This window comes from Bradyrhizobium sp. USDA 4541 (genome assembly GCF_024171085.1).
GTDB classification, from domain to species: domain Bacteria; phylum Pseudomonadota; class Alphaproteobacteria; order Rhizobiales; family Xanthobacteraceae; genus Bradyrhizobium; species Bradyrhizobium australafricanum.
In genome coordinates, this window is record NZ_JALJZF010000001.1 from 380,108 (window position 1) to 404,252 (window position 24,145).

Below are 24,145 nucleotides of genomic sequence, written 5' to 3' on the forward strand. Positions count from 1 at the left end.
ATCGAGCGCCCTGCTCCATACCCTATGACATCTTCATCGTATGGATGCCGCATTCCGTCTTGGCCCGGCCGCGCCAGCGGCCGTCGCGCGCATCCTCGCCGGCAGCGGACCGGCTGCTGCAAGGCATACACCCGACCGACTGATATCCCGATGCGACAAGTGGATGCGGCGGCAGCTTGCCGAGCGTGTAGATCGCCTCGATCTCCTCGCGCGAGACGTTGGCGAACGGATTGAATTTCAGCCTGACGCCGTCATCCTCGACAACCGGGATGTCGGCGCGGGCACCGCCCTGGAAACGCTTGCGGCCGTTGATCCAGCCGGCGAACGGCTTCAGCGCACGCGCCAGCGGCTCGACCTTGCGGATGCGGCAGCATGCGTCGGGATCGGTGAACCACAATTCGCGGTCCGGATCCTGGCGCGACAGCGCCTCCTCATCGGGCTTGATCGAACGCACGTCGGTGAGGCCGAGCGTTTCGACCAGCGTGTCACGATAAGCCAGCGTCTCCTCGAACAGCCAGCCGGTATCGAGAAACACCACCGGGATCGCCGGATCGACGTCCGCCATCACCTTGAGCAGCGCGGCGGACTCGGTGCCGAACGACGACACCAGCGCCACCTTCTCGCGGCCGAGCGTCTTGACCGCGGCTGCGATCACCTCGGCGGGTGATGCCGTGCGCAGCGCGCGATCGAGCGCATCGGCCGCTGGCAATGCGGCCGGCGCCACTGCGAGCTCTGGTGCGAGCGTGCTCACTGGCCGGCGCTCTCCGAGTGACGCAGCTGCATGCGGCGGTTGAGTGCGGTGACGCGGCCGTCGCCGGTCGGCTGGTAGAACACCGAATAGCGCTTCATAGTCGCGGCGAACGCGTCGGCGTCGGCGTCCTTCTTCACCTCGAAGGCGTCGAAGCCGGCGCGCGTCATGAACACGAACTGGTCGCGCAGGATCTGGCCGGTGGCGCGCAGTTCGCCGTCATAGCCGTAACGCTCGCGCAGCAGGCGCGCCTGGCTGTAGGCGCGGCCGTCGCGGAAGGTCGGAAACACCAGCGCGACCGAGGCCAGCCGATCGAGATGCGGCACGAGATCGTCGAGGTTACGGTTGTTCGGCCAGATCACCCCTAGCTTGCCGGGACGGCGCAGCAGCGCCTCCGGATCGGCGAGAAAACGCTCGGCGCTCACCAGCACCGCGCCGTCGCCCGGCAGCTCGGCGCCGTCGGCGAGATGCACGAACAGATCGGTGGTGATTCTTCCCTGCTTAACGAGTGGCATAGACCCGCTCCCTGATAGGCTCGACGCCCAAACGCTTCACCGTATCGACGAACAATTCCTCGGGACGGTCGCGCAGCGCGAGATAGGCTTCGACAATGTCTTCGATCACGTCGGCGACTTCCGCATAGGGAACGGCCGGGCCGATCAGCGTGCCCAACTGCGCGTTCTCGTCCGCGCGGCCGCCGATCGTGATCTGGTAGAATTCCTCGCCGTTCTTCTCGACGCCGAGAATGCCGATGTGGCCGACATGGTGATGGCCGCAGGCATTGATGCAGCCGGAGATGTTGATGTGCAGCCGGCCGATCAGGTCGGCGGTGTCGTGGTTGGCGAAACGGCGCGTCAGCTCCTGCGCGATCGGGATCGAGCGCGCGTTGGCCAGCGAGCAGTAATCCAGCCCGGGGCAAGCGATGATGTCGGTGACGAGGTTGACGTTCGGCGTCGCGAGGCCGAGGCGGTCGAGCGCCTTGAACAGCTGCGGCAGGTCGCGCTTGGCGACGTGCGGCAGCGCCAGATTCTGCTCGTGGCCGACACGGATCTCGCCGAACGAATATTTGTCGGCGAGGTCGGCGACTGCGTCCATCTGCTCCGCGGTGGCGTCGCCCGGAGGGCCACCGACCGGCTTCAGCGACAGCGTCACGATCGAATAGCCCTGCACCTTGTGCGGCGCCACCGAGTTCTTGCGCCAGCGCTCGAACAGCGGATCATGCGCGGCCTGCTTCAGCTCGTCCGGCATGTGCGGCAGCTTCTCGTAAGGCGGATAGGAGAAGCGCGAGCGGACCTCCTCGATGGCGGCGTGATCGAGCGTCAGCCCGACATCGCCCATCGCCTTCCACTCCTCCTCGACTTCCTTGGCGAACTTCTCGATGCCGAGCTCGTGCACCAGGATCTTGATGCGCGCCTTGTAGATGTTGTCGCGGCGGCCGTACTGGTTGTAGACGCGCAGGATCGCCTCGACATAGCTCAGGATGTCGCGGCCGTGCACGAACGGCTTGATGGTCTTGGCGATGAACGGCGTGCGGCCGAGGCCGCCGCCGACCAGCACCTCGAAACCGGTCTCGCCGTCGGCGTTCTTGTGCAGCCGCAAGCCGATGTCGTGGATCTTGATCGCGGCGCGGTCGTGCTCGGAGGCGGTGATCGCGATCTTGAACTTGCGCGGCAGGAACGAGAATTCCGGATGCAGCGTGGTGTGCTGGCGCAGGATCTCCGACCAGATCCGCGGATCCTCGATCTCGCCGGGCGCCACCCCTGCCCACTGGTCCGAGGTGACGTTGCGCATGTTGTTGCCGGAGGTCTGCATCGCGTGGATGCCGACTTCGGCGAGATCGGCGAGCGCATCGGGCAGCTCGGCGAGCTTGATCCAGTTGAACTGGATGTTCTGCCGCGTGGTGAAGTGGCCGTAGCCGCGATCGTAGCGGCGCGCGACATGGGCGAGCCGGCGCAACTGCTTCGACGACAGCGTGCCGTAGGGGATCGCGACGCGGAACATGTAGGCGTGCAGCTGCAGGTACACGCCGTTCTGCAAGCGCAGGATCTTGAATTCGTCCTCGGTGAGTTCGCCGGAAAGGCGGCGCTTCACCTGGTCGCGGAATTCCGAAACACGCTCGTTGATCAGCGTGCGGTCGAGTTCGTCATATGCATACATGATGGATGAGCCTTACGCCGGCACCTGAAGATCGATCGTGACGCCCTTGGCGCGGATGTGTTCGCGAAGATTGCCCGGCTTGAGCTTGCCGCCGTCCTTGAGCTCGACCGGCGCGATGTAGGGGCCGACCGCGCCGACATCGTCAGCGGTGGCTTCGGCCAAGAGAGCGCGCGCGTCGTCGGAGGTGCTGACGACGGCGGAATCGGACAGTTCGGTGGACCAGCCTTGCTTGGCGGTCCGGTACACCACGGCACCATCCCAGGTGCGGTTGGCGGTCACCACCGAGGGGCCCGTGATCCTGATTTTCTTCTGTTCAAGCGGAGAGGTCATTCGGCAGCTTTCAGCAGTTCGGAGAACATCTGGTTGGAGAAGAGTTGGGTGACGTTGGACCGGCTCCACGGCGCGGAATGCGCGACCACGTCGCCGATGATGAGAATGGCCGGACCGCCGTCGACCTGTTTGACCAGTTCGGGCAGCCGCGCCAGCGTGCCGACCGCGGCCTTGGCATCCGGCCGCGTCACGCGCGCGAACACGCCGACCGGCGTCTCCGGCGAGCGGCCCGCGGCAAGCATGCCTTCGCGGATCGAAGGCGCCGCGGTCATGCCCATATAGACGACGACGGTCATCTTCTTGTCTGTCAGCACCGACCAGTCGACAACCTCGGCATCGCGCGCCTTGTGCGCAGTGAGGAAAGTGATGCGCAGCGCCTCGTGCCTGAAGGTCAGCGGCACTTCGAATTGCGCGGCCGCGCCCAGACCGGCGGAGACGCCCGGAATGATGGAGTAAGCGACGCCGGCGTCGCGCAGCGCCTCGATTTCCTCGCCGCCGCGGCCAAAGATAAAGGGATCGCCGCCCTTCAGCCGCACCGCGCGCTGGCCCGACTGCGCGGCCTCGATCATCAGCGCATTGATGGCGTCCTGGCCGATGCCGGGCTTGCCGACACGGCGGCCGACCGGGATCCGCGTGGCATCGCGCCGGATGCGGTCGAGAACTTCGGATGACACCAATTCGTCATAGAACACGACGTCGGCATCCTGCAGCGCGCGCAACGCCTTCACCGTGAGCAGATCCGGATCGCCGGGACCGGCGCCGACCAGCGTCACGTGACCGATGGCCTTGCCTTCCGCGCTCGCGCCGGCGAATGCGGCGGGATCGGCGATCGCGTTCAGCGCCTGCTCGGCCTCGTCCTTGCGGCCGGCCAGCACCAGCGCGCCAATCGGGCCGTCGACAATGCGCTCCCAGAAGCGGCGACGCAGCGGAAACTCCTCGATGCGGGCGTGGATCGATTTGCGGACGCCGCCGATGAAGCCGGCGAGATCGCCGATCCGCGCCGGCAGCACCGCCTCGATCTTCTCGCGGATGCGGCGCGCGACCACCGGCGACGTGCCGCCGGTGCCGACCGCGACCACGACATCGCCGCGATCGACGATCGCCGGCATGATGAAGGTGGAATGCACGAGGTCGTCCATCACGTTGACCGGCAGGCCGATCGCCTTGGCGCGCACCGACATCGCAACACCGATCTCGCCTGCGCCGGCACAGAGGACGGCGATGACATCGGAGAGGTCGGCGGTGAGCGGATCGCCTTCGGCGCACTCGATCCGCGCGGCGTCCTCCGCCGCGAGACCGGCAATGTCATGATCGCTGTCGGTCGCGTACCAGCGCACCGCGGCGCCGGCGGCTGCGAGCAGCCGCAACTTGGCGCGCGCGAGGTCGCCCGCTCCAACGAGCAGCACCTTGCCGCTTTGCAGATCCAGAAACACCGGCAGATATCGCATCAGACACTCGCTTCCCCAACTTGGGGGTTGACTGAAATTATTTTCTATTTATCTCTCGATCAAGGCCAGCAAAGAGAAAATTATTTCTTCTCTATTGCAGCGCAACTTTAGAATTTTCAACTCCACAGGCCAAGGCCAAGAGATGCATCTTCTCGACAACGAATCCGTCGCCGCCAGGACGCGGTCCGCAGCGCTTAGCAATGCATCTTCCGTGCCGGGGATTCCCGCCAATCAGGCGCCTCCGTCGATGGATCATCTCGACGAGCTGGAGGCGCAGAGCATCTACATTCTGCGCGAAGCGTTCGCCCGGCTGAAGAAGCTCGCGTTGCTGTGGTCGCTCGGCAAGGATTCCAACGTGATGATCTGGCTGGCGCGCAAGGCGTTCTTCGGCCGCGTCCCGTTCCCGGCATTGCACGTCGACACCGGCAAGAAATTTCCGGAGATGTATGCGTTCCGCGACCGCTTCGGAAAGGAGTGGGATCTCGACCTGCGCGTCGAGCCCTGCCCGCCGATCGACAGCGTCGACCCGACCCTGCCGCCGGCCGCACGTTCCGCCGCGCGCAAGACCGAGGGCCTGAAGCTCGCGCTCAACAAGTTCGGCTTTGACGGATTGATTGCCGGCATCCGCCGCGACGAAGAGGCGACCCGCGCCAAGGAGCGCGTGTTCTCGCCGCGCGGCCTCGAGGGCGAATGGGACGTCCGCGACCAGCCGCCGGAGTTCTGGGACCAGTTCAACGCCTCGCCGCCGCAAGGCGCGCACTTGCGCATCCATCCGATCCTGCATTGGACCGAGGCCGACATCTGGGCCTACACCAAGCGCGAAGGCATTCCGATCATCCCGCTCTATCTCGCCAAGGACGGCAAGCGCTACCGCTCGCTGGGCGATTCCGACATCACCTTCCCGGTCGCCTCCACCGCCTCCAACATAGACGAGATCCTCACCGAGCTCGACGGCACCAAGGTCCCGGAGCGCGCCGGCCGCGCGCTCGACCACGAGACCGAGGATGCGTTCGAGCGGCTGCGCGTCGCCGGCTATCTCTGATCAACACTTCAAGCAACACCAAGCTTCGTGCGAGCGTTCCGATGAACATGATCCTTCCCACTGCCTCGATCTCGGCAACGCCCAACGGCACGACGCGGCCGCAGGTGCGCATCGTCATCGTCGGCCACGTCGATCACGGCAAGTCGACGCTGGTCGGGCGCCTGCTGCACGAGACCGGCAGCCTGCCCGACGGCAAGCTGGAAATGCTGAAGGCGGTGAGCGCGCGGCGCGGCATGCCGTTCGAGTGGTCGTTCCTGCTCGATGCGCTGCAGACCGAGCGCGACCAGGGCATCACCATCGACACCACCCAGATCCGCTTCCGCACCCGCTCGCGCGACGTCGTGCTGATCGACGCGCCCGGCCACGCAGAGTTCTTGCGCAACATGATCACCGGCGCCTCGCAGGCCGACGGCGCGGTGCTGATCATCGATGCGCTGGAAGGCGTGCGCGACCAGACCAGGCGGCACGGCTATCTCCTGCATCTGCTCGGCGTGAAGCAGGTCGCGGTCGTGGTCAACAAGATGGACCGCGTCGAGTTCAGCGCCGACCGCTTCAAGGAGATCAGCGACGAGATTTCCGCGCATCTGATCGGCCTCGGCGTGACCCCCACAGCCGTGATCCCGATCTCGGCGCGCGACGGCGACGGCGTTGCCGAACGCACGCCGCGGATCGACTGGTACAAGGGCGCGACCGTGGTCGAGGCGCTCGATGCGCTCGAGCCGGCACGCCCGCTGGCCGAGCTGCCGCTGCGGCTGCCGGTGCAGGCGATCTACAAGTTCGACGACCGCCGCATCGTGGCGGGCCGCATCGAGTCCGGCAGCCTGAAGGCCGGCGACGAGATCGTGATCATGCCGACCGGCAAGATCGCGCGGATCAAGACCGTCGAGAGCTGGCCGGTGACGCCGGTGAACGCCCCACAGGGCGCCGGACGCTCGGTCGGCATCACGCTCGACCGCGAGCTGTTCCTCGAGCGCGGCGACATCATCGGACATTCCGGGCAGAGCCCGCGCGACACCCGCCGCATCCGCGCCCGGATCTTCTGGCTGCATGACAAGCCGCTGACCAAGGGCGAGCAGATCCTGATCCGGCTCGGCACCAAGGAAAGCCGCGCCACCGTGGTCGCGATCGAGAAGGCGGTCGATCCCGGCGCGCTGTCCAACGAAGAGAACACCGCGATCGCGCGCAACCATGTCGGCGAGATCGACATCTCGCTGGCGCAGCCGGTTGCAACCGATCCCTACACCGACAATCCGCGCACCGGCCGCCTCGTGATCGAGGTCAACGGCCGTATCGCCGGCGGCGGTCTCGTGCTGTCGGTCGACGCCGGCCGGCCGGCGGTGCCGGTCGATATCGTGCCGGTGGAGTCCGCGCTGCGGCCGGACGAGCGCTCGGCGCGCTACCACCACAACGGCGCAGTGGTCTGGCTGACCGGCCTGCCCGGCTCGGGCAAGTCGACCCTGGCGCGGGCGCTGGAACGGCGCCTGTTCGGCAATGGCGGCTCGCCGATCCTGCTCGATGGCGACACGCTGCGTGCCGGGCTGAACGGCGATCTCGGCTTCTCGCCGCAGGACCGCGCCGAAAACATCCGCCGCCTCGCCGAAGTCGCGACCCATCTGGCGCGCAACGGCCATATCGCCATCGTCGCCGCGGTGTCGCCATCGACCGCCGACCGTGCGGCAGCTCGCCGCATCGCCGACAGCGCATTCCGCGAGATCTATGTCGCAACGCCTGCCGAGGTCTGCGAGACCCGCGATCCGAAGGGCCATTACGCCAAGGCGCGCTCCGGCGGATTGCCGTCTTTCACCGGCATCACCAATGACTACCAGCCGCCGACCGGCAACGAACTGACCATCGACACCTCGATCCGCTCGGTCAGCGATGCCACCGACGAGATCGAGCGGATGCTGGCCACGACTGGCATCCTGTTCGACGAACTGACCGACCTCGCGGCGAATATTTAGCTTCTCTTGCTGTCATCGCGCGGCTTGTTGTCCAGGCGATCCAGTATTCCAGAGACAGCAATTATTGAGCCGATAGGCCGCGGCGTACCGGATGCCCCGCTTGCAGCGGGGCAGACGGCGGTGTTGAGGCCTATTCGGCCGCGCGGCTTGCGGCCCCGTGCCGTACCATCCCAGGCGATTGCCCGGTAACACGCTTGAACGCGCGGCTGAACGCCGCCTGTGACGCATAGCCAAGCCGCTGCGCGATCACATCGATCGGCTGGCGTTCATGCTTGATCCACTGTGTCGCGAGACGCATGCGCAGCTCGGCAAGATAGCGCAGCGGCGATTGCCCGGTCATGGCCTGGAAGCGCTCGGCGAACAGCGAACGCGAGCAGCCCGCCTCCGCCGCCAATTCAGCAACAGTCCAGTTGCGGCCGGGCTTGCGGTGCAGCGCGCCGATCGCGCGGCCGAGACGCGGATCACGCAAGGCCTCGAACCAGCCCATGGCGTTGTCGCCGCCGCATTCGACCCAGCCACGCACGATCGACGCGGCGAGCACATCGGCGAGCCGCGCCATCACGCCGACGGAGCCCGCCCGCGGCGTGCAGGTCTCCCGCTCCATGGCCTTCAGCATCGGTTCGATTTCCGGCTGGCGCGCAAGCAACGTGTCGGCCCGCATCACCTCCGGCATCAGCGCGATCAGCGGGCGCATGCCGCCAAGATCGAAATTCATGCAGGCGCTGAAGACCAGGACCGACTCGTCCTGCGGGCATCCTTCAGGGCAGGCCGATGTCACATCGACATTGCCGCACAGCGTCTCGGTCTCGAAACGCTCGACGTCGCAACTCGGCTCATCCGGGGCCGAGACAAGATCATGCGCGCCGCCGCGCGGCAGGAAAATCGCGTCACCGCATCCAAGGGGAAGCAGCGTCGCATCAGCGTAGCGCAGAAGTGCCGTGCCATGTGCAACGAAGTGGAATTGCGCGCGTCCGTACGGCGTTTCGAACCGAAACCCGAAGGGCGCCCGCGTCTCGATCCGACGGTAGTGAACGCCCTCAAGCCGCATGCCGAGCAGCAACTCGCTCACCAGATCGACGGCGGCGTCGGTCGTATCGGCGGCGGACGATCTGGACGAATGATCAAACATTGGAGCGTTTATGGCATAGATCGTCCAAAACCTCCAGCCTATGTCTGCGGCGGTGCAACATAGATGGAAGGTTCGGCCAATGGATCAAGAAGTGGACCCCGCTCTGGCGCACGCCGATGCCGTTGCGCTGATGCCGGGCGACGCCGCGCTCAAGGTTGGTGACAAGCCGGCCTCACCGGAAAGGCCCGCCTGGGGCGCCGTCGCGGCCATGATGCTGGGCGTCACCGCACTTCTGACGGCCGAGTTCCTGCCGTCCGGTCTGTTGACGCCGATGGCGCGCGATCTCGGTGTGAGTCCGGGCCTCGCCGGTCAGGCCGTGACCGCGACCTCGCTGGCCGGGCTGGTCGGAGCATTGTTCACGCCGACACTGACGCGCAGGTTCAATCGAAAGCCGGTGCTGCTCAGCTGTTCGATTCTCCTGGTGATCTCCAATCTGCTGGTGGCGCTGGCGCCGAGCATCACGTTCCTCCTGGCCGCGCGGATCGTGCTCGGCCTTGCCATCGGCGGGTTTTGGGCGATGGCGGCAGCGACGACGATCAGGCTGGTGCCGCCATCGCTGGTTGCCCGGGCCTTGTCGATCGTGATGAGCGGCATTCCCGCCGCGATGATCATTGCCGTTCCGCTCGGCAGCTATCTCGGCGAGGTGGCGAGCTGGCGCTCCGTGTTCCTGCTCGCGACTGCATTGGGCGCAGCGGTATTCGTCATCCAGGCACTCGCTCTGCCGCGTTTGGCCCCAAGGGGAGAAGCCGGGCTCGACACCCTGATCGACATCCTGACACGGCCGGGGATCGGCGCCGGCATCTTGGCGGCAACGTTGGTCTTCACCGGACACTTCGGCTATTTCGGCTATATCCGTCCATTCCTTGAGAGCGTGACGGGGCTGGGCGCCGCCGGAGTTGCGGCGACCTTGCTTGCCTTCGGCGTCGCCAACTACCTCGGCTCGTTCGCGAGCGGGCTGATGGCCGAGCGCAAACTCAAGCTCACGCTGATCGCGATGCCGCTGGCGATCAGCGTGATCGGTCTGTTGCTCTCGGTCTTTGGCAAGGACGTCATTCCAGCTCTGGTGCTGGTCGCACTCTGGGGATTTGCCTTCAGCGGCGTACCGGTCGCGACCACGACCTGGATCACCCGCATGGTGCCCGACGAGACCGAGAGCGGGACCGGACTGACCGTGGCCTCGATCTTCCTCGGCATCACCATGGGCGCGGCCGGCGGCGGGCTGGTGCTTGATCTGATGGGCGCAGCCGCTGTGTTCGTAGCGGGCGCAATTCCCCTGGTGCTCGCTGCATTGCTGATCGCCAGCAAGGTACGCACCGGGGCGCCCTGACGGGTCTTTCCGGGAGCGGACCCCGGCGTTTGGAAGATTCAGGGTGGCCGCCCGCGTGACGATGCAGCGTGGGGCCGGAAAGGGGGCCTTCTCAGAACCGGGACTTTAGGGCTAAAAGGGCCGTGAACGCGGCCCTTTGGCGCGTTTTTTGCTGATTTCTCTGGAAAACAGCTCCTAAACGCCCCATTTCTTTGAGAAAGCCCATCATGACTCGTGTCGATGCCCATGGATTGAAGATTGCCCCTGTCCTGTTCGATTTCATCGCCAAGGAGGCGACGCCGAAAACCGGGATCGCCCCGGATGCGTTCTGGGCCGGACTTGCCGCCATCATCCAGAAGCTCGGACCGAAGAACCGCGAGTTGCTCGCGGTCCGCGACACGCTGCAGGCCAAGATCGACGACTGGCATCGCGCCAACAGGGGCAAGGCGTTCGACATCAACGCCTACACCGCGTTCCTCAAGGACATCGGCTACCTGCTGCCCGAGCCCGCGACCCACAAGGTCGAGACATCAAATGTCGATGAGGAAATCGGCAAGATCTGCGGCCCGCAGCTGGTGGTGCCGCTCACCAACGCCCGCTACGCGCTGAACGCCGCCAACGCGCGCTGGGGTTCGCTGTACGACGCGTTCTACGGCACCGACGCGATCCCGCACGATCCGAGCGAGGCTGGCCGTGGCTACAACAAGGCCCGCGGCGACAAGGTGATCGCGAAGGCGAAGGCGTTCCTCGACGCCGCCGTGCCGCTTGCGACCGGAAGCCACACCGACGTCACCTCCTACGCCGTGATCGCGGGCAAGCTCTCGGTCAAGCTGAAGAGCGGCAACTCGACCGCGCTGAAGAACGCCGCCCAGTTCGCCGGCTATCAGGGCGACGCCGCCCAGCCTTCCGCGATCCTGCTCGTCAACAACGGCATGCATGTCGAGGTCAAGATCGACCGCAACAACGCGATCGGCAAGGATGACCCGGCCGGCGTCGCCGACATGATCCTGGAATCGGCGGTCTCCACCATTCTCGACATGGAGGACTCGGTCGCTGCCGTCGACGCCGAGGACAAGGTGCTGGTCTATCGCAACACGCTCGGCCTGATGAATGGCACGCTGTCGGCCGATTTCGAGAAGGGCGGCAAGACGCTGACCCGCTCGCTCAATGCCGACCGCGTCTACAAGAAGCCCGACGGCAGCGAGCTGAAGCTGCACGGCCGCAGCCTGCTGTTGATGCGCAATGTCGGCCACCACATGTTCACCGACGCCGTGCTCGACGCCAAGGGTGAGGAAATCCCGGAAGGCATCCTGGATGCCGCGGTCGCCGGCCTGCTCGCGATCCACGACCTCAAGGGCAATTCCAAGGTCAAGAACAGCCGCACCGGCTCGGCCTATATCGTCAAGCCGAAGATGCACGGCCCCGACGAGGTGACGCTGACCTGCGACCTGTTCGCCGAGGTCGAGAAGATGCTCGGCCTGCCGGAGAACACGCTGAAGGTCGGCATCATGGACGAGGAGCGCCGCACCACGGTCAACCTCAAGGCCTGCATCCAGCGCGCCTCCAAGCGCATCATGTTCATCAACACCGGCTTCCTCGACCGTACCGGCGACGAGATCCACACCTCGATGGAAGCGGGTCCGATGATCCGCAAGAACGACATGAAGGCGCAGCCGTGGATCAAGGCCTATGAGGACTGGAACGTCGACAACGGCCTGATCGACGGCCTGCCCGGCCATGCCCAGATCGGCAAGGGCATGTGGGCCGCCCCCGACAAGATGGCCGACATGCTGGTGCAGAAGATCGGCCATCCGCAGGCCGGTGCCACCACCGCCTGGGTGCCGTCGCCGACCGCGGCCACGCTGCACGCGCTGCACTATCACCAGGTCAATGTGATCGCCCGCCAGCAGGAGCTCGCCAAGGGTGGGCCGCGTGCCAAGCTCTCCGACATCCTCACCATTCCGGTGTCGCAGTCGAACTGGGCGCCCGACGATGTGAAGCAGGAGATCGACAACAACTGCCAGGGCATCCTGGGCTACGTCGTGCGCTGGATCGACCAGGGCGTCGGCTGCTCCAAGGTGCCCGACATCCACGATGTCGGCCTGATGGAAGACCGCGCCACGCTGCGCATCTCGAGCCAGCACCTCGCGAACTGGCTGCATCAGGGCGTCATCACCAGGGACCAGGTGATGGAGTCGCTGAAGCGCATGGCCGTCGTCGTCGACAAGCAGAACGCCGGCGATTCGCTCTACAAGCCGATGGCGCCCGCGTTCGATGGCACCGCCTTCAAGGCCGCCTGCGACCTGATCTTCGAGGGCCGCACGCAGCCGAACGGCTATACCGAATACATCCTCACCGCGCGCCGCCGCGAGGCCAAGGCCGCGGGCTGATCTGCAAGCGATCGCAACGACAAGCAAAAGCCCCGGCGATAAGCCGGGGCTTTTTTGTTGGCGCCGCAAGTGACGCCGGGAAGAGCCGGACGCGATCACCTGCCGTCGCAAGGGCGCACTGCCAAATTATCGAAAACAACCCCATGCAAAGGTGCCGGCGGATACGGCGACTTGACTCGTCGGGCAAATCAGCTCTACATTTCCATTATCCCGAAATCGTGCAGACGCCCTCGCCGTGTCACCCCCCGCTCATGCATGCGGGTGACGACACCGAGAAGCTGTTTGACAACTTGAATCACGACCGCCGCCATTGTCGTCCTTGCCTGGTGCGCAATTGCGCACCAGGCAGGGACGACGATGAGGATGGTTGCGCTTCGCTCCTCGCAATGACGGATCTAGAACACCGCCAGATACTTCAGCAGCGAGATGATGCCGATGATGATGACGACGGCGCGCGCGATCTGCTTGGCGCGGCCGTCGAGCGGCAGCATGTTGATGAGATAAAGAACGAGAATAACGACAAGGAAGGTGACGAGTACGCCGACGAGCATGCGGAGCCCCCTGATGGCATCGGTGAATGTGCTGTTCGCCCTTTGCTAACGTGCAGGAGGCAGGCCGGTTCCGCGCCAGGAACCGAAGGCGGCCGCCCGCATGTGATCGACGCTACTCGCGCGCCACCACCGCCGGCCGGCCATATTTGGCGCGGATGCGATCCGGCGCCGGCGTGAAGTTGAGCTGCGCGCCGCGCCGGTCCGGACGGCTCACCGACATCAGCCCGTCCTTGCCGGCGACGATGTCGCCCTTGCGCAAGGTCGGATCGTCCTCGATTTTCACCGCGGCGAGGCCGACAGAGTCCTTGCCGTTGCAGGTGCAGCCCGAGACCAGCTCGTCGCGATAGCGGAACGCGTTCGGCAGCTCGGAATACGGCTTGCCGTCTTCCGTCGCGGCGTTGTCGATATTGCCGCCATAGACCACTTCGGTCGCGCTCGCCGGACAGAAGCTGTTGCAGCTTTCCGCCTTGCTCTGGTTGCCGGTCGACGCAAGCGGGAAATAGCGGCCGTCGCAGGTCCGCACGCAATAGGCCTGGCCGACGTCATAGCGTGGACGGCGCTCGACCCGCGGCATCATAGGCGGCCCATCGTCGAACGGCATCCGAATCATCGGCGGGCGGCCATGCATGAAGCCGCCGAACAGTTGCGAGAAGAAATTCTGGGCTTGCGCCGCAGGCGCAAGGGACAGGCCAAGCACTGCCGCGGTCCCGAACGCCCACCGCCTGGAGTATCGCGTCACCATCACCGGCCCTCAGTACAACATCGATCGTCAGTACAACGAGGAAGCCGTCGGGATGTTCATCGCCTGACGCCCGGACGGCAGCGTCGCCGCCGCGGGGCGCGGCCGCGCCGCGGCCGGCCGGACCGAGATCTGCGTCGTGGTCGGGCCGATCTCGCGCGCGGCGAGGTGCGGCGCGTTCTTCGGCAGCACCACGACCCTGGTGCCGACATCGACCCGGCTGAACAGGTCGGAAACGTCTTCATTGGTCAGGCGGATACAGCCGGACGAGACGAACTTGCCGATCGTCGAGGGATCGTTGGTGCCGTGGATGCGGTATTCGCTGGAGCCGAGATACATCGCGCGCGCACCGAGCGGGTTGCCCGGGCCGCCGGCCATGAAGCGCGGCAGATAGGGCTGGCGCCTGATCATCTCGGCGGGCGGATGCCAGTCCGGCCATTCGGCCTTGCGGCTGATGGTCTGTGTGCCGGCCCAGGTGAAGCCCTCGCGGCCGACGCCGACGCCGTAGCGGATCGCCCGGCCGCCGCCGAGCACGTAATAGAGTGCGGTGTTGCCGGTATCGATGATGATGGTGCCGGGCGCCTCAGTCGTGTTGAGCGCGACGGTGGTCCGGCGCAGCCGCTCCGGCAGCGCGCCGTCCTCGCCGGCAATCGAGGGGTCGTTCATCACCTCGTCGGCGGGAAATGCGCCCGACTGCGTCGACGCATAGCCGAGCGCGGAAGAACGGACCTGGGCGCTGGCCGACGTGGCGACAACAAACGGCGTCGCAAACAGGACGCTGGCGAAGGCAAAGGTGCGCGCGGCGCGCGACGCAAGCCGGCGGCTGGAAACAGACTGCTGTGTCATGTGCTGCCCCTGGACGGGATGCGCATCGTGGTGATGCGATGCCGGGCCAACGCGCATGGCCGCGAGTCGGTTCCGCCGCGAGTCGTCGCGAAGCCGCGATTGTCAACCCGTCACGTCTCACGAACGCGCGACGGAACTTTCCGAGGAGCGGCCCGTTGTCATCGCGCCATTCGACGCGCGGGGCGACCACGCGGCGGGTTTGTTCGTCCTCACGCGGGAGGAGTTCGGTGCGCGCCTTTCCAAGTGAAGACCTGCTTGGCAAAGCGCCCGAAGGCACGCCAGTCCCCGACAGCAAGATCGAACTGCCGCCGGTTGTCAGCCGCGCCGAGGCCGTCGCTTTCGCATTGATGGCCCTGCTGGTTATTGTCATTGTCGCGGTGCTCTATTTCGCACGCGCCTTCTTCCTCCCGATCACCATGGCCTTCATCGTCGGCACCATGCTGTCGCCGGCGGCGAGCATGCTCGAGCGCTATCGGATTCCGCGCGCGCTCGGCGCGGTCGTCATCGTGATCGCGGTCGGCGCCGCCGTCAGCTTCATGGTCGGGCTGATTGCCTCGCCGGTGATGGAGTGGAGCTCGCGGCTGCCCGAGCTCGGCGCGATCCTGAAGGAGAAGCTGCGCGTGTTCGACCGGCCGCTCGCGCTGTGGCAGGAATTGCAGACCATGGTCGGCGGCTCCGATACGCTGGCCACGCTCCAGCTGCCGAAATTCGAATGGGTGCAGCCGACGCTGGAATTCCTGTCGCCGACCTTCGCCGAATTCCTGCTGTTCATCGCGACCCTGATCCTGTTCATCGCAAGCTGGAAGGATCTGCGCCGCGCACTGGTGATGGCATTCAGCGAACGCACGGCGCGGCTGCGTACGCTGCGCATCCTCAACGAGGTCGAGACCCATCTCGGCAATTATCTTCTGATGGTGACCATGATCAATGTCGGCGTCGGCATCGTCACCGGCGCGATCTGCGCAGCAACGGGCATGCCAAATCCGGCTGGGCTCGGTGCGCTCGCCGCCACGCTGAACTTCGTTCCGATCATCGGGCCGATCGCGATGTTTGTCGTGCTGGTCGCGGTCGGCATCATCGCCTCGCCGACCATCGGCGCCGGGCTGATCGCGCCGGCCTGCTTTACCGTCGTGACCTTCATGGAAGGACATTTCGTCACGCCGACGATCGTCGGCCGCAGACTGTCGCTGAACGCGCTCGCAGTCTTCCTGGCGCTGGCGTTCTGGACCTGGCTATGGGGCCCGATGGGCGCCTTCCTGTCGTCGCCGCTCCTGATCGTGGCACTGATCGTCAAGGAGCATTTGATGCCGGTCAATTCGCCGCAGCTGCCGGAGGACTAGGTGGTGTGGACACTTATCGCAGCCATAGGACGATGGCAGCGAGAGTGACGACGGCCCGGTAATTCCGGGCGGTCTTTTCGAAGCGGGTTGCGACGCGTCGGAACTGCTTGAGCTTGCTGAAGCAGCATTCCACGAGATGGCGCTGGGCATAGAGATGTTTGTCGAGCGGATATTTGAGGGCTCGCGAGGGGTTGTTGGGGATGACGGCGAGCGCCTTTTTGGCGGCGATGTCTTGGCGCAAACGATCGGCGTCATAAGCCGTATCGGCGATGACGACCTCGGCGGGCAGCCCCTCGATTAATGCAGCGGCTTGTGGTGCATCGCCCTTCTGGCCCGCGGTGAGCGTGAACCGCACGGGGCATCCCAAGCCGCGTACGGCCATATGTATCTTCGTGCTCAGGCCGCCGCGCGAGCGCCCGATCGCTTGATCTTCAGACCCCCTTTTTTCGCCCCGGCGGCGTGCTGATGCGCCCGGACAATGGTGGAATCGACGATCAGATATTCGAAGTCCGGATCCTCGGACATCGCCTCGAAGATGCGGCACCAGACACCCTTGCGGCTCCATCGACTGAACCGCCGGAACACGCTGTTCCAATCTCCAAAAGCCTCCGGAAGATCACGCCAAGGAGAGCCCGTACGCACGATCCAAAGCACACCTTCCACAAACATCCGGTTGTCCCGCCCGGTCGAGCCCTTCTGATCGGGCCGGCCTATGATCAGCGGCGCCATGCGCTCCCAGGCCGCGTCGCTCAACACCAAACGCTCCATCACACCCAAGGCCGCCTCCCAAAAAGAAGCCTTGAATCTGATTTGCTCTCAAAAGGGAATCCTTAGAGTCCACACCACCTAGTGTCCCGAATCCGAAGTTCGCATCATTTGCCGTACCTTCGGAGCGAACTTCGGATTCGATAAGGACACTAGCAAACTTATGATTCTAGTGTGCTTTATGAATGCGAAGTTCGTGAAAGTGGCTGGCGCGAAATCGCACGAACTTCGCATTCAGCACACTAGCAAGGCGTTCTCGAGCGAAGCCGGCACCGTTTGAAAGCCCGGTTTCACGGCTGGAACCATGCACCGCGCGGCGCGTTTTTGCTCCAGCACGCAAGTTCTCCGGGAGCTTTTCGATGTCGAGCACGGACAGCGCATTTGGGATCAAGAACATGACGGACAAAGCGACCTACGAACGCCTTGAAAAGGATGTCACCGCCGTGAAGAACGATATCGCCGCCCTCACCGAACAGATCACCGACGCGCTGAACTCGTTTGCCAACAACGCGGGCAGGCAGGCTCGCCGCCGCTACAAGGATGCGCGCGCCAGTGCGGAAGATACACTCGACGACATGTCGGAGCGCGGCAGCGCGATGATGGGCGCGGCGCAGGATGCCGCATCCTCGATCGAGGAATCGCTGGAAGATATGATCACGCAGCGGCCGCTGGCGACGGTCGGCCTTGCGCTGGGTCTCGGCTTCCTGATCGGCGTCACCTGGCGCCGCTAGGCAATCTGCGGTCTCCGGGGGATGAGCCCCATGGTGGCGGTCACGCGGAAACCACCCCTCTGGATGCGATGGCGGCGCTGGCGCGCCGCCGCCGCGTTTGTCGACGCGCTCTTCAGGGCAAGGTTCGAGGCAAGATTCAGGACAAGATTCAGGGCAGGGCTGGTCGATGCTTCAGCGGCTGATCAATGACGTCAAGGATACCACCGGCAACGCGCTGCGGCTGACGTCGCTGGCCGCGGCCGCCGCGATCGCGCTGTTCATCACCATCGGCTTTCTGTGCGCCGCCGCCTTCGTCTACGTGCTGCAGCACTACGGGCCGGTGGAAGCGTGCCTCGCCGGCGCTGCGCTGTTCCTTGTCGTCACGCTGATCACCGCCAGCGTCTACATCGTGCGCAAGCGCGAGATGCGCCGCCGCGCCGAGAAGGCGGCAAAAGCCGCCGCGGCCAATGTGTTTGCCGATCCGGTGGTGGTCGCCACCGGCCTGCAGATCGTGCGGGCCATCGGGGCGAAGCGGCTCATCCCGATCCTGGCGATCGGCGGCCTCGCACTTGGCCTGATGGCAGGCCGCAGCGCTGCCAGCGGCGGCGAGGCGGACGAGGAGGAATAGCCTGCGTTGCCCGGTAAGGTGCAAACCGCAACTGAACATCAAGCCGGGCGATGACGCCGTCGACATTAGACGACTGTGCGCCCTTTTCAGGTCACGCAGCGGCCGGGCTGCAGCAGCTTGGCCACTTCGGTCAGCACGCTGACCACGGGCTCGCAGGCCACCTTGCGGGTGTCGCCGGGCCGTGCCCGAGCCGGCACCGCGGGGCGATGGCGCGCCTCTTCCTTGGCCACGGGGACGCGGACCAGCACCGACGTATCGGGAAGCCGCTCGACCTTCAGCGCAACGGTCCGGCTCGGCAGGCCGATGACCGGAACCGTGGAACGGTCGGTCTTGGCGGCGCGATTGACGGCGCTCTCCGGCGCCAGTGCGGTGGTGACCTGCTGGCGGCCGATGAGATCGTGGCCAGATGCCAGCTGGACGGCGCCAAGCGTCAGCCCAGCCGCCAGCGCAGCGAAAATTCCCATCTGAATCTTTGACATGGTGATGTCCCTCGCCCCATGGAAATTCGCTCGACGATCCCTTGGCGATCCCGGACACAACGCGAACGAAACCCGCGGGGTTCTCGCGTCCGGCCATCACTTAACCGTGTACGAAAATATTTTCGCTTGTGCGGAACGACTCAGGGGGTCTGCGAGTCTTTGGAAGAGCCGGTTATTCCCCCTGCCCCATTGACCGGCGACGTAGGGCGCGACCGTGGTGATGCCGGTCGCGCCCTGCTCTTTTCTGGTGTGCCGCAAACGATGCGTCAGCCGGCCTGTCGCTCACCGGTCGCAATCGAAAAATCTGAAACCAATGGCCCGGTCCTCCCACTCGCGAGAGGACCGTCCGCGTCAGGCATTGTCGTTCGATGGCATGTCCTGGGATCGAACAACCGTCACTTCACGGCAGGACGGGCAACGACCGACGTGAAACTTGATTCCGGTTGTCTGGTCGTCGACGAGCATCAATTCGCTCAAGGGCTCACCGCATTTGCAGGTGACCGTTTTCTGATCGGCAAAGTACATCTGACGTCCTCCATAAGCCTGGAGATTTCTCGTCTTCGGGGCGAGCTTGTTTGCGCCGTGCTCGCCCCCTCGCTTCCGCTCCTTCTCGGTCGATCAGATCCGGGCCATCCGGATTGGTGGGTGTGACTCCAAGCGCTTATTTCGAAGCGGATTTCGTCTTCCGTAACTCCGCAGCTTCGCGCGCCTGCCGTTCGGCCTTGAGGCGCTGGAAGTTGTCGTAGAACGCCTTCTCGTTGGCGCGATGCTCCTTCATCGCCTGCGATGCATCTTGCTGACGCTGCGCATCACGGTCCTTGCGCTGCTGGGGAGTAAGATTCATGCGACCTCCGACTAAGCTCTTGAATCAACGCTGGATTCAACGCACGAGGCCGGAAAAGGTTGCACCTTGGCAAGCAACTGGATCTATTTGCGCAGGCTCGCCCAGACGCCGCCGAGGATCAAAAGGCCGCCAACCAGATGGATCAGCTTCGGCGGCTCGCCGAGGATGATCCAGGACAGTAACGCGCTCGCGATCGGTGCGACGTAGAGCACCAGCGAGCTCCGCACAGAGCCGAATCTCGCGCCGAGCCAGGCGAAGCCGGCATAGGCGATCAGGCCGGGCACGAGGCCGGCGAAGACATAGGCCTCGAACGCCCGGGTGTTGAACACCTCCGCCGGCATGGCCCACATCTCCCGGAGCGCCTGCGGCAGCGAGCACAGCGCGCCGGCCGCCGAGAACAGGCTGACCCGAGCCAGCAGCGAGGCGCGCGGCGCGACGCGCGACTGCAGCAGCGTGTAGCCGGACCAGCCGAGCATCGCGCACACCACCAGGAGATCGCCCCAGGCCGCGCTCGATTGCGTCAGCGTTTCCAGATGACCGCCCGAGACGATCAGGAGCGCGCCGCCGAGCGCCAGCGCCGTGCCGAGCCATTGCAGCGGACCAATATGCTCGATGCCGAGCGCCGCCGAGATCAGCAGCACCATGATCGGCGACAGCGCGAAGATCAGCGCGATGTGGATCGCCGTGGTCGTGATGCCGGCGATGTAGACCGGGCCGCCGCACAGGAACATGCCGAGGAAGCCGGCGGCGAAGATCGGCCAGAGGTTCTGCGCCAGCGGGATCTTGCCGTCGCGGATCGCTGCGATCGCAAACGGGGCGAGGCCGATGGCGATGATGCTCCAGCGGAAGAAGGCGAGCGAAAACGGCGGCACCGAGCCGGCAAGCCCGCGCGCCAGAACCTGGTTGGAGGCCTGCCCGACCGCGACCAGGATGAAGCCCGTCAGCGCGACCGCGTCCTCCCAGCCCTTGGCGGGGCGGCTGACCTGCGCCTTCGGCGGCTCCGCATCCATGACACCGCCCCCTCAGCCGGCGCGCGATCGGCTCAGACGTCCGCTACTGCTCGGCCGCCTCGCGCTCCATGTCGCGGCCGGCGAGATCCTCGCCCTGCATGTTGGCGTATTCGCGCGCCATCTCGCGCATCAGGAATTTGGCGGGGACGTCGTGATAGCTGCCGTGGTCGTTGACATACTGCATGTAGGCGCGCCCTTCACCGTCGAAGGGATGCAGCAGTGCGTCGGCGTGGCCGTCGAAATCGAGCGGCTTGACGCCGAGCTTGGCGCACAGCGTGTCGTTGAAGGTCGGCGTCGCCTTGCGCCAGGCGCCGTCGACGAACACGTCGGTGAAGCCGTGCCAGGTGAACAGGTCCGAGCCCATGCTCTGGCGCAGCTTCTCGGTGGTGAGATGGTTGCGCACATCGGCGAAGCCGACACGCGCCGGGATGCCGTGGACCCGGCAGGCCGCGGCATAGAGCGCCGCCTTGCCGACGCAATAGCCGTTGCCGGCGGCGAGCACGCTGGAGGCCCGGTAGCTCTCGGGCGAGCGCATGCTGACATAGGGGTTGTAGCGGATGCCGTCACGCACCGCGGTGTAGAGCCGGCGCGCCTTGTCGCGCGCGCTGGCGTCAGACGGAACGGCGGCGCGGGCGAACGCCTCGACGGCGGGATGGTCGCTGTCGACATATTCGCCAGGGTCGGTGTAGAGGCGGCTGATCGTTTCCGGGAGATGCTCGGTCATGGCGCAAGCTTAGCAAGCCATGTGGGCAGTTCAATGCAGCACGTGCAGCCCGTCCCGCAGCGCTGCCCGGCCGGAGCCCCGCTCCGATTGAATCGAAACGGGGCTCTGGATTCTAGTTTTGACGCGTTTTCTTCACGCGAACCGGTGTCCGCTTCGCTCGAAAACACGCTAAAGCGCGATGAGATTAGGTTGAATCATCATCGCGTTTTAGCTCCTTGTTTGAGCATGATCTTCTCGGAAAACCGCTTCGCACTTTTCCGGATCATGCTTTAGTTCTTGAAGTGTTCGTCCAACTGCGGCGGCGGGTAGCTGCGTCGCCTCGCCTTGAAATATTCACGTGCGAAATGGATGCCGATCCCGATCAGGAACGGCGGCGCAAGCGCGGCGGCGATCATCAGCGCGGTGAGCGACTTCGGCGTCAGGATGTCGAGCACCATCGACGCCAGCAGCCACAGCGTGGCAGCAATCACCGCGACGTCGATATGCTTCATTCCCCGGTCTTTCCCTTGGTTCCTGGCTGCCATCCGGGTTCCATCCTACCGGCTGGTCCCGGACGCGCCAAGGATTCCGGGCGGCGGACGGTACCTCCCGCCCTTCACTTTCATGTTTGGAACGGCGCTTGCGCCGGCCACGTTGGTGCAGAAGTCCTGGATCCAGGATCAAATCCTGATCCGGATCAGCCGAGCACGGAGGCCGCGATGGGCAACTCCAGTGACATCCACAGCGGCGTCGACCATCCCGCCAGCCGGAACGGCGTCAACGATCCCGTCGACGGCGTCGATGTGAAGCGAAGCTTCAACGACAACCAGACGCCGCACGAACGTGCGCAATGGGCCGCCGATGTGCGTGCCGACGCCTCGCCTCGGCGGGGCGAACCGTTCCTGCCCGAAGCGCTGCGACGGCCGCCGACCGCACCGCTCAATCCACGCACCGGCCGCCGCGCGACTGACTAGGCTGTGAACGCCCGCACCAGCAGCAGGCCGCCGAACAGCGCGAAAATCGAGAGCGCGACGGAGGCCGCGATGTAGGTGCCGGCCGACCATAGCTCGCCGCGCTGCATCAGCACGATCGCATCGAGCGAGAAGGTCGAGAAGGTGGTGAAGCCGCCGCAAATGCCGACGGTGAGAAACACCCGCATCGCCTGGCTGGCATTCCAGCTCAGCGCGAACGCCTCCGCGAAGGCGCCGATCAGGAATGAACCCACGATGTTGATCACCAGCGTGCCCCAGGGAAAGTCCGTACCGACAAGGCGCCCCGCGCCGATCGCCACCAGATAGCGCGCGACCGATCCCAGCGAACCGCCGATCGCGACCGCCGCCAACAACTGAACGTTCAATGCTCCACCTTTCCGGCTCGCCATTCGACGAAGCCCGCCACCAACCCAAGCACGAAGGTCGCCGCGACCAGCTCGCCCGGCGCGCCGACCAGCAGGGCGACGACACCGACGAGCCAGATCGACCCGACCAGCGACAATGCGATTGAGAGTGAACCAGGAAGACCCGCCATGCGCTGTCCCTTCTCATTCGCGGGACACGGCGGGTCGGCGGTGGCGCATGCTCCTACCGACGCTGTCGCGCCCGGTAGGAGTCATCAGCCTTGCGGCGGTTATCGGGGAACTCCATCCCCATCAACATGGGAATGGTAGGCGGGCGGAACGGCGGGAGCAAGTGGGCCGTTCCGCCGTTTCGCTTCTCGGCTCAGCCGGCCGTCGACAGCATCGCGTTCAATTCGACGGCTGTCCGCAGTTGCTCGATGCGCGCGACGATCTGCTCGCGTTCGGCACCGCGCGGCAATTGCGCGAGCCGGCTTTCAAGTCGCACGCGGTGTTCCTCGAGGCGCTGCTCGAATGTGTGGGGTTCAGATCGCTTCCGCTTTTGAATCGTCCTCTGCATTATCGACCTTTGGCGGTTGAAGACCGGGGCTGTTGGCCCAGCGGTCCAGTTGCTCGATGACTTTCGCGTGGCTCGGACGCCGCGGTTTCGGGGCTTCCGGCTCCTCGGATAGCTTGCGGGGAAGCTTGACGTGGTTGGTCATGGCATCTCTCCAGCAGCATAACGAGATGGGTGGTCGGACCGTTCCTTTATTTTTATCTAAACTATTGATTTCATTTGAAAAATTTACTCAATCAACGTTTTTAACTCAACCGATGGAACCCCACGCGAGTTTGGCGGTTTAGCAAATCACTCAACAAGCTAAGTTTGGGTGTTTTGCGATGAATGAGCTTCGCGCCGAACGGCTTCAGGTCATGCTGTCGCCAGAGGAGTTGGCAGCCCTCGACGATTTCCGCTTCAAGCACCGCATGCCGACCCGCGCCGCGGCGGTCCGCGAGTTGCTCAAGCTCGGTCTGGCCGGCGGTGGCACCGATGGGGCGGCAGGAGTGAAATCGAGCGATTACGGGGTATTCAACCGGGGGCCGGATGGACATATCCAGAGCGATGCCCCGCTAGAGGCGGAAGAGGATTGACGGCGCGTTGGCGCAGACGTGGCGGTTCAGCCTGCGGCGAACAGGTCGACAATCGCCTTCAGGATGCACACCACGAGGGCCGACGTGAACATCGCCGTGCCGAGATCTGCGAGATAAAGCAGTTGCGCCCTCTGCTCCGCATCAAGCCGCGCGATCGCCTTGCGCATGGCCAAGCTCCCTTTTCGGGAGAACGCGATGCACCGATGTCCGTTCCCTCGCCTGCATCAGGCTCGCTGCAGCGCCAGCGTCACGCCGCCGAGCGTCAGCGCCATGGCGCCGATCTCGCGCAGGCCCAGCGGCTCACCGAGAATGATCGCGGCCGACACCACGCCGATGACCGGCACCAGCAGCATGCCCGTTGACGCCGATGTCGGCGGCAGGCGGCGCAGCGTCTCAGCCGAACGCCGTCACACCACTAGGCAGAGAAAGCCCACCGTTCGATCGCGCTGCGTCGTATCCATGGGCGGCGCTTAGCAGGCGAACGCACGGGATTCCACATCGCTTCGCGTATGAGGGGCGTGTAGCGTATGCGGG

31 protein-coding genes, 1 pseudogene and 1 riboswitch are annotated in these 24,145 nt (G+C 65.1%); of the genes and pseudogenes, 9 read left to right on the plus strand and 23 right to left on the minus strand.

Annotation, left to right across the window (positions count from 1 at the left end; genetic code table 11):
- Positions 1–22: 22 nt before the first annotated feature.
- The 5 genes from J2R80_RS01830 to cysG are packed head-to-tail and all read right to left on the minus strand — an operon-like array spanning position 23 to position 4,683.
- Positions 23–751, minus strand: a complete 729-nt coding sequence (locus J2R80_RS01830) for a phosphoadenylyl-sulfate reductase (protein ID WP_057016152.1) — start codon at positions 749–751, stop codon at positions 23–25.
- On the minus strand, positions 748–1,263 hold the full coding sequence (locus tag J2R80_RS01835; RefSeq protein WP_076824938.1) for a DUF934 domain-containing protein: 516 nt from the start codon (positions 1,261–1,263) through the stop codon (positions 748–750). Before J2R80_RS01835 ends, J2R80_RS01830 begins: the two co-directional genes overlap by 4 nt.
- A complete protein-coding gene (locus J2R80_RS01840) occupies positions 1,250–2,905 on the minus strand; it encodes a nitrite/sulfite reductase (protein ID WP_057016151.1) in 1,656 nt (551 codons plus the stop codon). The genes J2R80_RS01835 and J2R80_RS01840 overlap by 14 nt, the downstream gene beginning before the upstream one ends.
- A 12-nt stretch (positions 2,906–2,917) precedes the next feature.
- Positions 2,918–3,235: a DUF2849 domain-containing protein gene (locus tag J2R80_RS01845; RefSeq protein WP_028334721.1), complete on the minus strand. Its 318-nt coding sequence runs from the start codon at positions 3,233–3,235 to the stop codon at positions 2,918–2,920.
- Positions 3,232–4,683, minus strand: coding sequence for a siroheme synthase CysG (gene cysG / locus J2R80_RS01850; RefSeq protein WP_076824936.1), 1,452 nt, complete (start codon positions 4,681–4,683; stop codon positions 3,232–3,234). The genes J2R80_RS01845 and cysG overlap by 4 nt, the downstream gene beginning before the upstream one ends.
- A gap of 247 nt (positions 4,684–4,930) precedes the next feature.
- On the opposite strand from cysG, the gene cysD reads away from it, so the two are divergent.
- Positions 4,931–5,725, plus strand: coding sequence for a sulfate adenylyltransferase subunit CysD (gene cysD, locus J2R80_RS01855; RefSeq protein WP_076824965.1), 795 nt, complete (start codon positions 4,931–4,933; stop codon positions 5,723–5,725).
- A gap of 41 nt (positions 5,726–5,766) precedes the next feature.
- Positions 5,767–7,686 carry an adenylyl-sulfate kinase gene (gene cysC / locus J2R80_RS01860; protein ID WP_076824933.1) on the plus strand — a complete coding sequence of 640 codons (1,920 nt, stop codon included), beginning with the start codon at positions 5,767–5,769 and terminating at the stop codon, positions 7,684–7,686.
- A 130-nt stretch (positions 7,687–7,816) separates the two neighbouring features.
- Here cysC and J2R80_RS01865 read toward each other — a convergent pair whose 3' ends face one another.
- Positions 7,817–8,815 carry an AraC family transcriptional regulator gene (locus tag J2R80_RS01865; protein WP_141342751.1) on the minus strand — a complete coding sequence of 333 codons (999 nt, stop codon included), beginning with the start codon at positions 8,813–8,815 and terminating at the stop codon, positions 7,817–7,819.
- Between the two features lie 79 nt (positions 8,816–8,894).
- Here J2R80_RS01865 and J2R80_RS01870 point away from each other — a divergent pair, with 79 nt between their 5' ends.
- Both J2R80_RS01870 and J2R80_RS01875 read left to right on the plus strand, forming a co-directional pair.
- Positions 8,895–10,142 (plus strand): MFS transporter, encoded by a 1,248-nt coding sequence (locus J2R80_RS01870; RefSeq protein WP_253637912.1) that lies wholly within the window; start codon positions 8,895–8,897, stop codon positions 10,140–10,142.
- Positions 10,143–10,348: 206 nt separating this feature from the next.
- Complete coding sequence (locus J2R80_RS01875; RefSeq protein WP_076824930.1) at positions 10,349–12,511, plus strand: malate synthase G; 2,163 nt, start codon at positions 10,349–10,351, stop codon at positions 12,509–12,511.
- 395 nt (positions 12,512–12,906) lie between these two features.
- On the opposite strand, the gene J2R80_RS01880 is transcribed toward J2R80_RS01875, so the two are convergent.
- The 3 genes from J2R80_RS01880 to J2R80_RS01890 form a co-directional block, all read right to left on the minus strand.
- A complete protein-coding gene (locus tag J2R80_RS01880) occupies positions 12,907–13,062 on the minus strand; it encodes a Thivi_2564 family membrane protein (protein WP_085970696.1) in 156 nt (51 codons plus the stop codon).
- 112 nt (positions 13,063–13,174) lie between these two features.
- A complete protein-coding gene (locus J2R80_RS01885) occupies positions 13,175–13,804 on the minus strand; it encodes a DUF2865 domain-containing protein (RefSeq protein WP_253637913.1) in 630 nt (209 codons plus the stop codon).
- A gap of 27 nt (positions 13,805–13,831) precedes the next feature.
- Entirely contained in the window at positions 13,832–14,647 is an 816-nt protein-coding gene (locus tag J2R80_RS01890; RefSeq protein WP_076824961.1) for a L,D-transpeptidase, read from the minus strand.
- Between the two features lie 227 nt (positions 14,648–14,874).
- Here J2R80_RS01890 and J2R80_RS01895 point away from each other — a divergent pair, with 227 nt between their 5' ends.
- Positions 14,875–15,987, plus strand: a complete 1,113-nt coding sequence (locus J2R80_RS01895) for an AI-2E family transporter (protein ID WP_076824927.1) — start codon at positions 14,875–14,877, stop codon at positions 15,985–15,987.
- Between the two features lie 13 nt (positions 15,988–16,000).
- Here J2R80_RS01895 and J2R80_RS01900 read toward each other — a convergent pair.
- A protein-coding gene (locus J2R80_RS01900) for an IS5 family transposase (protein ID WP_141343516.1) occupies positions 16,001–16,764 on the minus strand; the annotation gives its coding sequence in 2 pieces (ribosomal slippage) (positions 16,001–16,426 and positions 16,429–16,764; 762 coding nt in all).
- A 157-nt stretch (positions 16,765–16,921) separates the two neighbouring features.
- On the minus strand, positions 16,922–17,122 hold the full coding sequence (locus J2R80_RS01905) for a hypothetical protein (protein ID WP_141342503.1): 201 nt from the start codon (positions 17,120–17,122) through the stop codon (positions 16,922–16,924).
- On the opposite strand from J2R80_RS01905, the gene J2R80_RS01910 reads away from it, so the two are divergent.
- Together J2R80_RS01910 and J2R80_RS01915 are read left to right on the plus strand one after the other, a co-directional pair.
- Complete coding sequence (locus J2R80_RS01910; RefSeq protein ID WP_076824925.1) at positions 17,112–17,483, plus strand: YqjD family protein; 372 nt, start codon at positions 17,112–17,114, stop codon at positions 17,481–17,483. The two genes, J2R80_RS01905 and J2R80_RS01910, sit on opposite strands and share 11 nt — an antisense overlap.
- A gap of 166 nt (positions 17,484–17,649) precedes the next feature.
- Entirely contained in the window at positions 17,650–18,090 is a 441-nt protein-coding gene (locus J2R80_RS01915) for a hypothetical protein (protein WP_076824923.1), read from the plus strand.
- A gap of 86 nt (positions 18,091–18,176) precedes the next feature.
- Here the strand turns inward: J2R80_RS01915 and J2R80_RS01920 are convergent, their stop codons facing one another.
- The 6 genes from J2R80_RS01920 to J2R80_RS01945 all read right to left on the minus strand — a co-directional run bounded on the left by J2R80_RS01920 (position 18,177) and on the right by J2R80_RS01945 (position 21,638).
- Complete coding sequence (locus tag J2R80_RS01920; RefSeq protein WP_076824921.1) at positions 18,177–18,569, minus strand: hypothetical protein; 393 nt, start codon at positions 18,567–18,569, stop codon at positions 18,177–18,179.
- 351 nt (positions 18,570–18,920) lie between these two features.
- Positions 18,921–19,094: a hypothetical protein gene (locus J2R80_RS01925; RefSeq protein WP_168857994.1), complete on the minus strand. Its 174-nt coding sequence runs from the start codon at positions 19,092–19,094 to the stop codon at positions 18,921–18,923.
- 136 nt (positions 19,095–19,230) lie between these two features.
- On the minus strand, positions 19,231–19,413 hold the full coding sequence (locus tag J2R80_RS01930; RefSeq protein ID WP_057016142.1) for a hypothetical protein: 183 nt from the start codon (positions 19,411–19,413) through the stop codon (positions 19,231–19,233).
- Positions 19,414–19,496: 83 nt separating this feature from the next.
- Positions 19,497–20,423 (minus strand): DMT family transporter, encoded by a 927-nt coding sequence (locus J2R80_RS01935; protein WP_076824919.1) that lies wholly within the window; start codon positions 20,421–20,423, stop codon positions 19,497–19,499.
- A 43-nt stretch (positions 20,424–20,466) separates the two neighbouring features.
- The gene (locus J2R80_RS01940; RefSeq protein WP_076824917.1) at positions 20,467–21,147 is read right to left on the minus strand and encodes a transglutaminase family protein; all 681 of its coding nucleotides are present in this window, start codon (positions 21,145–21,147) and stop codon (positions 20,467–20,469) included.
- A 269-nt stretch (positions 21,148–21,416) separates the two neighbouring features.
- Positions 21,417–21,638, minus strand: coding sequence for a hypothetical protein (locus tag J2R80_RS01945; RefSeq protein ID WP_057016139.1), 222 nt, complete (start codon positions 21,636–21,638; stop codon positions 21,417–21,419).
- Between the two features lie 207 nt (positions 21,639–21,845).
- Here J2R80_RS01945 and J2R80_RS01950 point away from each other — a divergent pair, with 207 nt between their 5' ends.
- Entirely contained in the window at positions 21,846–22,100 is a 255-nt protein-coding gene (locus J2R80_RS01950; RefSeq protein WP_076824915.1) for a hypothetical protein, read from the plus strand.
- Here J2R80_RS01950 and crcB read toward each other — a convergent pair.
- The 4 genes from crcB to J2R80_RS01965 all read right to left on the minus strand — a co-directional run bounded on the left by crcB (position 22,097) and on the right by J2R80_RS01965 (position 23,181).
- Positions 22,097–22,483 (minus strand): fluoride efflux transporter CrcB, encoded by a 387-nt coding sequence (crcB, locus tag J2R80_RS01955; RefSeq protein ID WP_076824913.1) that lies wholly within the window; start codon positions 22,481–22,483, stop codon positions 22,097–22,099. The genes J2R80_RS01950 and crcB overlap by 4 nt on opposite strands.
- Complete coding sequence (locus tag J2R80_RS01960; RefSeq protein ID WP_156436118.1) at positions 22,480–22,653, minus strand: hypothetical protein; 174 nt, start codon at positions 22,651–22,653, stop codon at positions 22,480–22,482. The genes crcB and J2R80_RS01960 overlap by 4 nt, the downstream gene beginning before the upstream one ends.
- 68 nt (positions 22,654–22,721) lie before the next feature.
- Positions 22,722–22,782, minus strand: a riboswitch (Fluoride riboswitch).
- A gap of 62 nt (positions 22,783–22,844) precedes the next feature.
- The gene (locus tag J2R80_RS43215; RefSeq protein WP_256521238.1) at positions 22,845–22,967 is read right to left on the minus strand and encodes a hypothetical protein; all 123 of its coding nucleotides are present in this window, start codon (positions 22,965–22,967) and stop codon (positions 22,845–22,847) included.
- 37 nt (positions 22,968–23,004) lie between these two features.
- Positions 23,005–23,181 (minus strand): hypothetical protein, encoded by a 177-nt coding sequence (locus tag J2R80_RS01965; RefSeq protein WP_194295308.1) that lies wholly within the window; start codon positions 23,179–23,181, stop codon positions 23,005–23,007.
- A 178-nt stretch (positions 23,182–23,359) separates the two neighbouring features.
- Here J2R80_RS01965 and J2R80_RS01970 point away from each other — a divergent pair, with 178 nt between their 5' ends.
- Complete coding sequence (locus J2R80_RS01970; protein WP_057016136.1) at positions 23,360–23,611, plus strand: hypothetical protein; 252 nt, start codon at positions 23,360–23,362, stop codon at positions 23,609–23,611.
- Positions 23,612–23,637: 26 nt separating this feature from the next.
- Here the strand turns inward: J2R80_RS01970 and J2R80_RS01975 are convergent, their stop codons facing one another.
- Both J2R80_RS01975 and J2R80_RS01980 read right to left on the minus strand, forming a co-directional pair.
- Positions 23,638–23,778 (minus strand): hypothetical protein, encoded by a 141-nt coding sequence (locus J2R80_RS01975; protein ID WP_155258615.1) that lies wholly within the window; start codon positions 23,776–23,778, stop codon positions 23,638–23,640.
- A 57-nt stretch (positions 23,779–23,835) separates the two neighbouring features.
- A pseudogene (locus tag J2R80_RS01980) lies at positions 23,836–24,006 on the minus strand (EamA family transporter); the annotation flags it as partial.
- Positions 24,007–24,145: the final 139 nt, after the last annotated feature.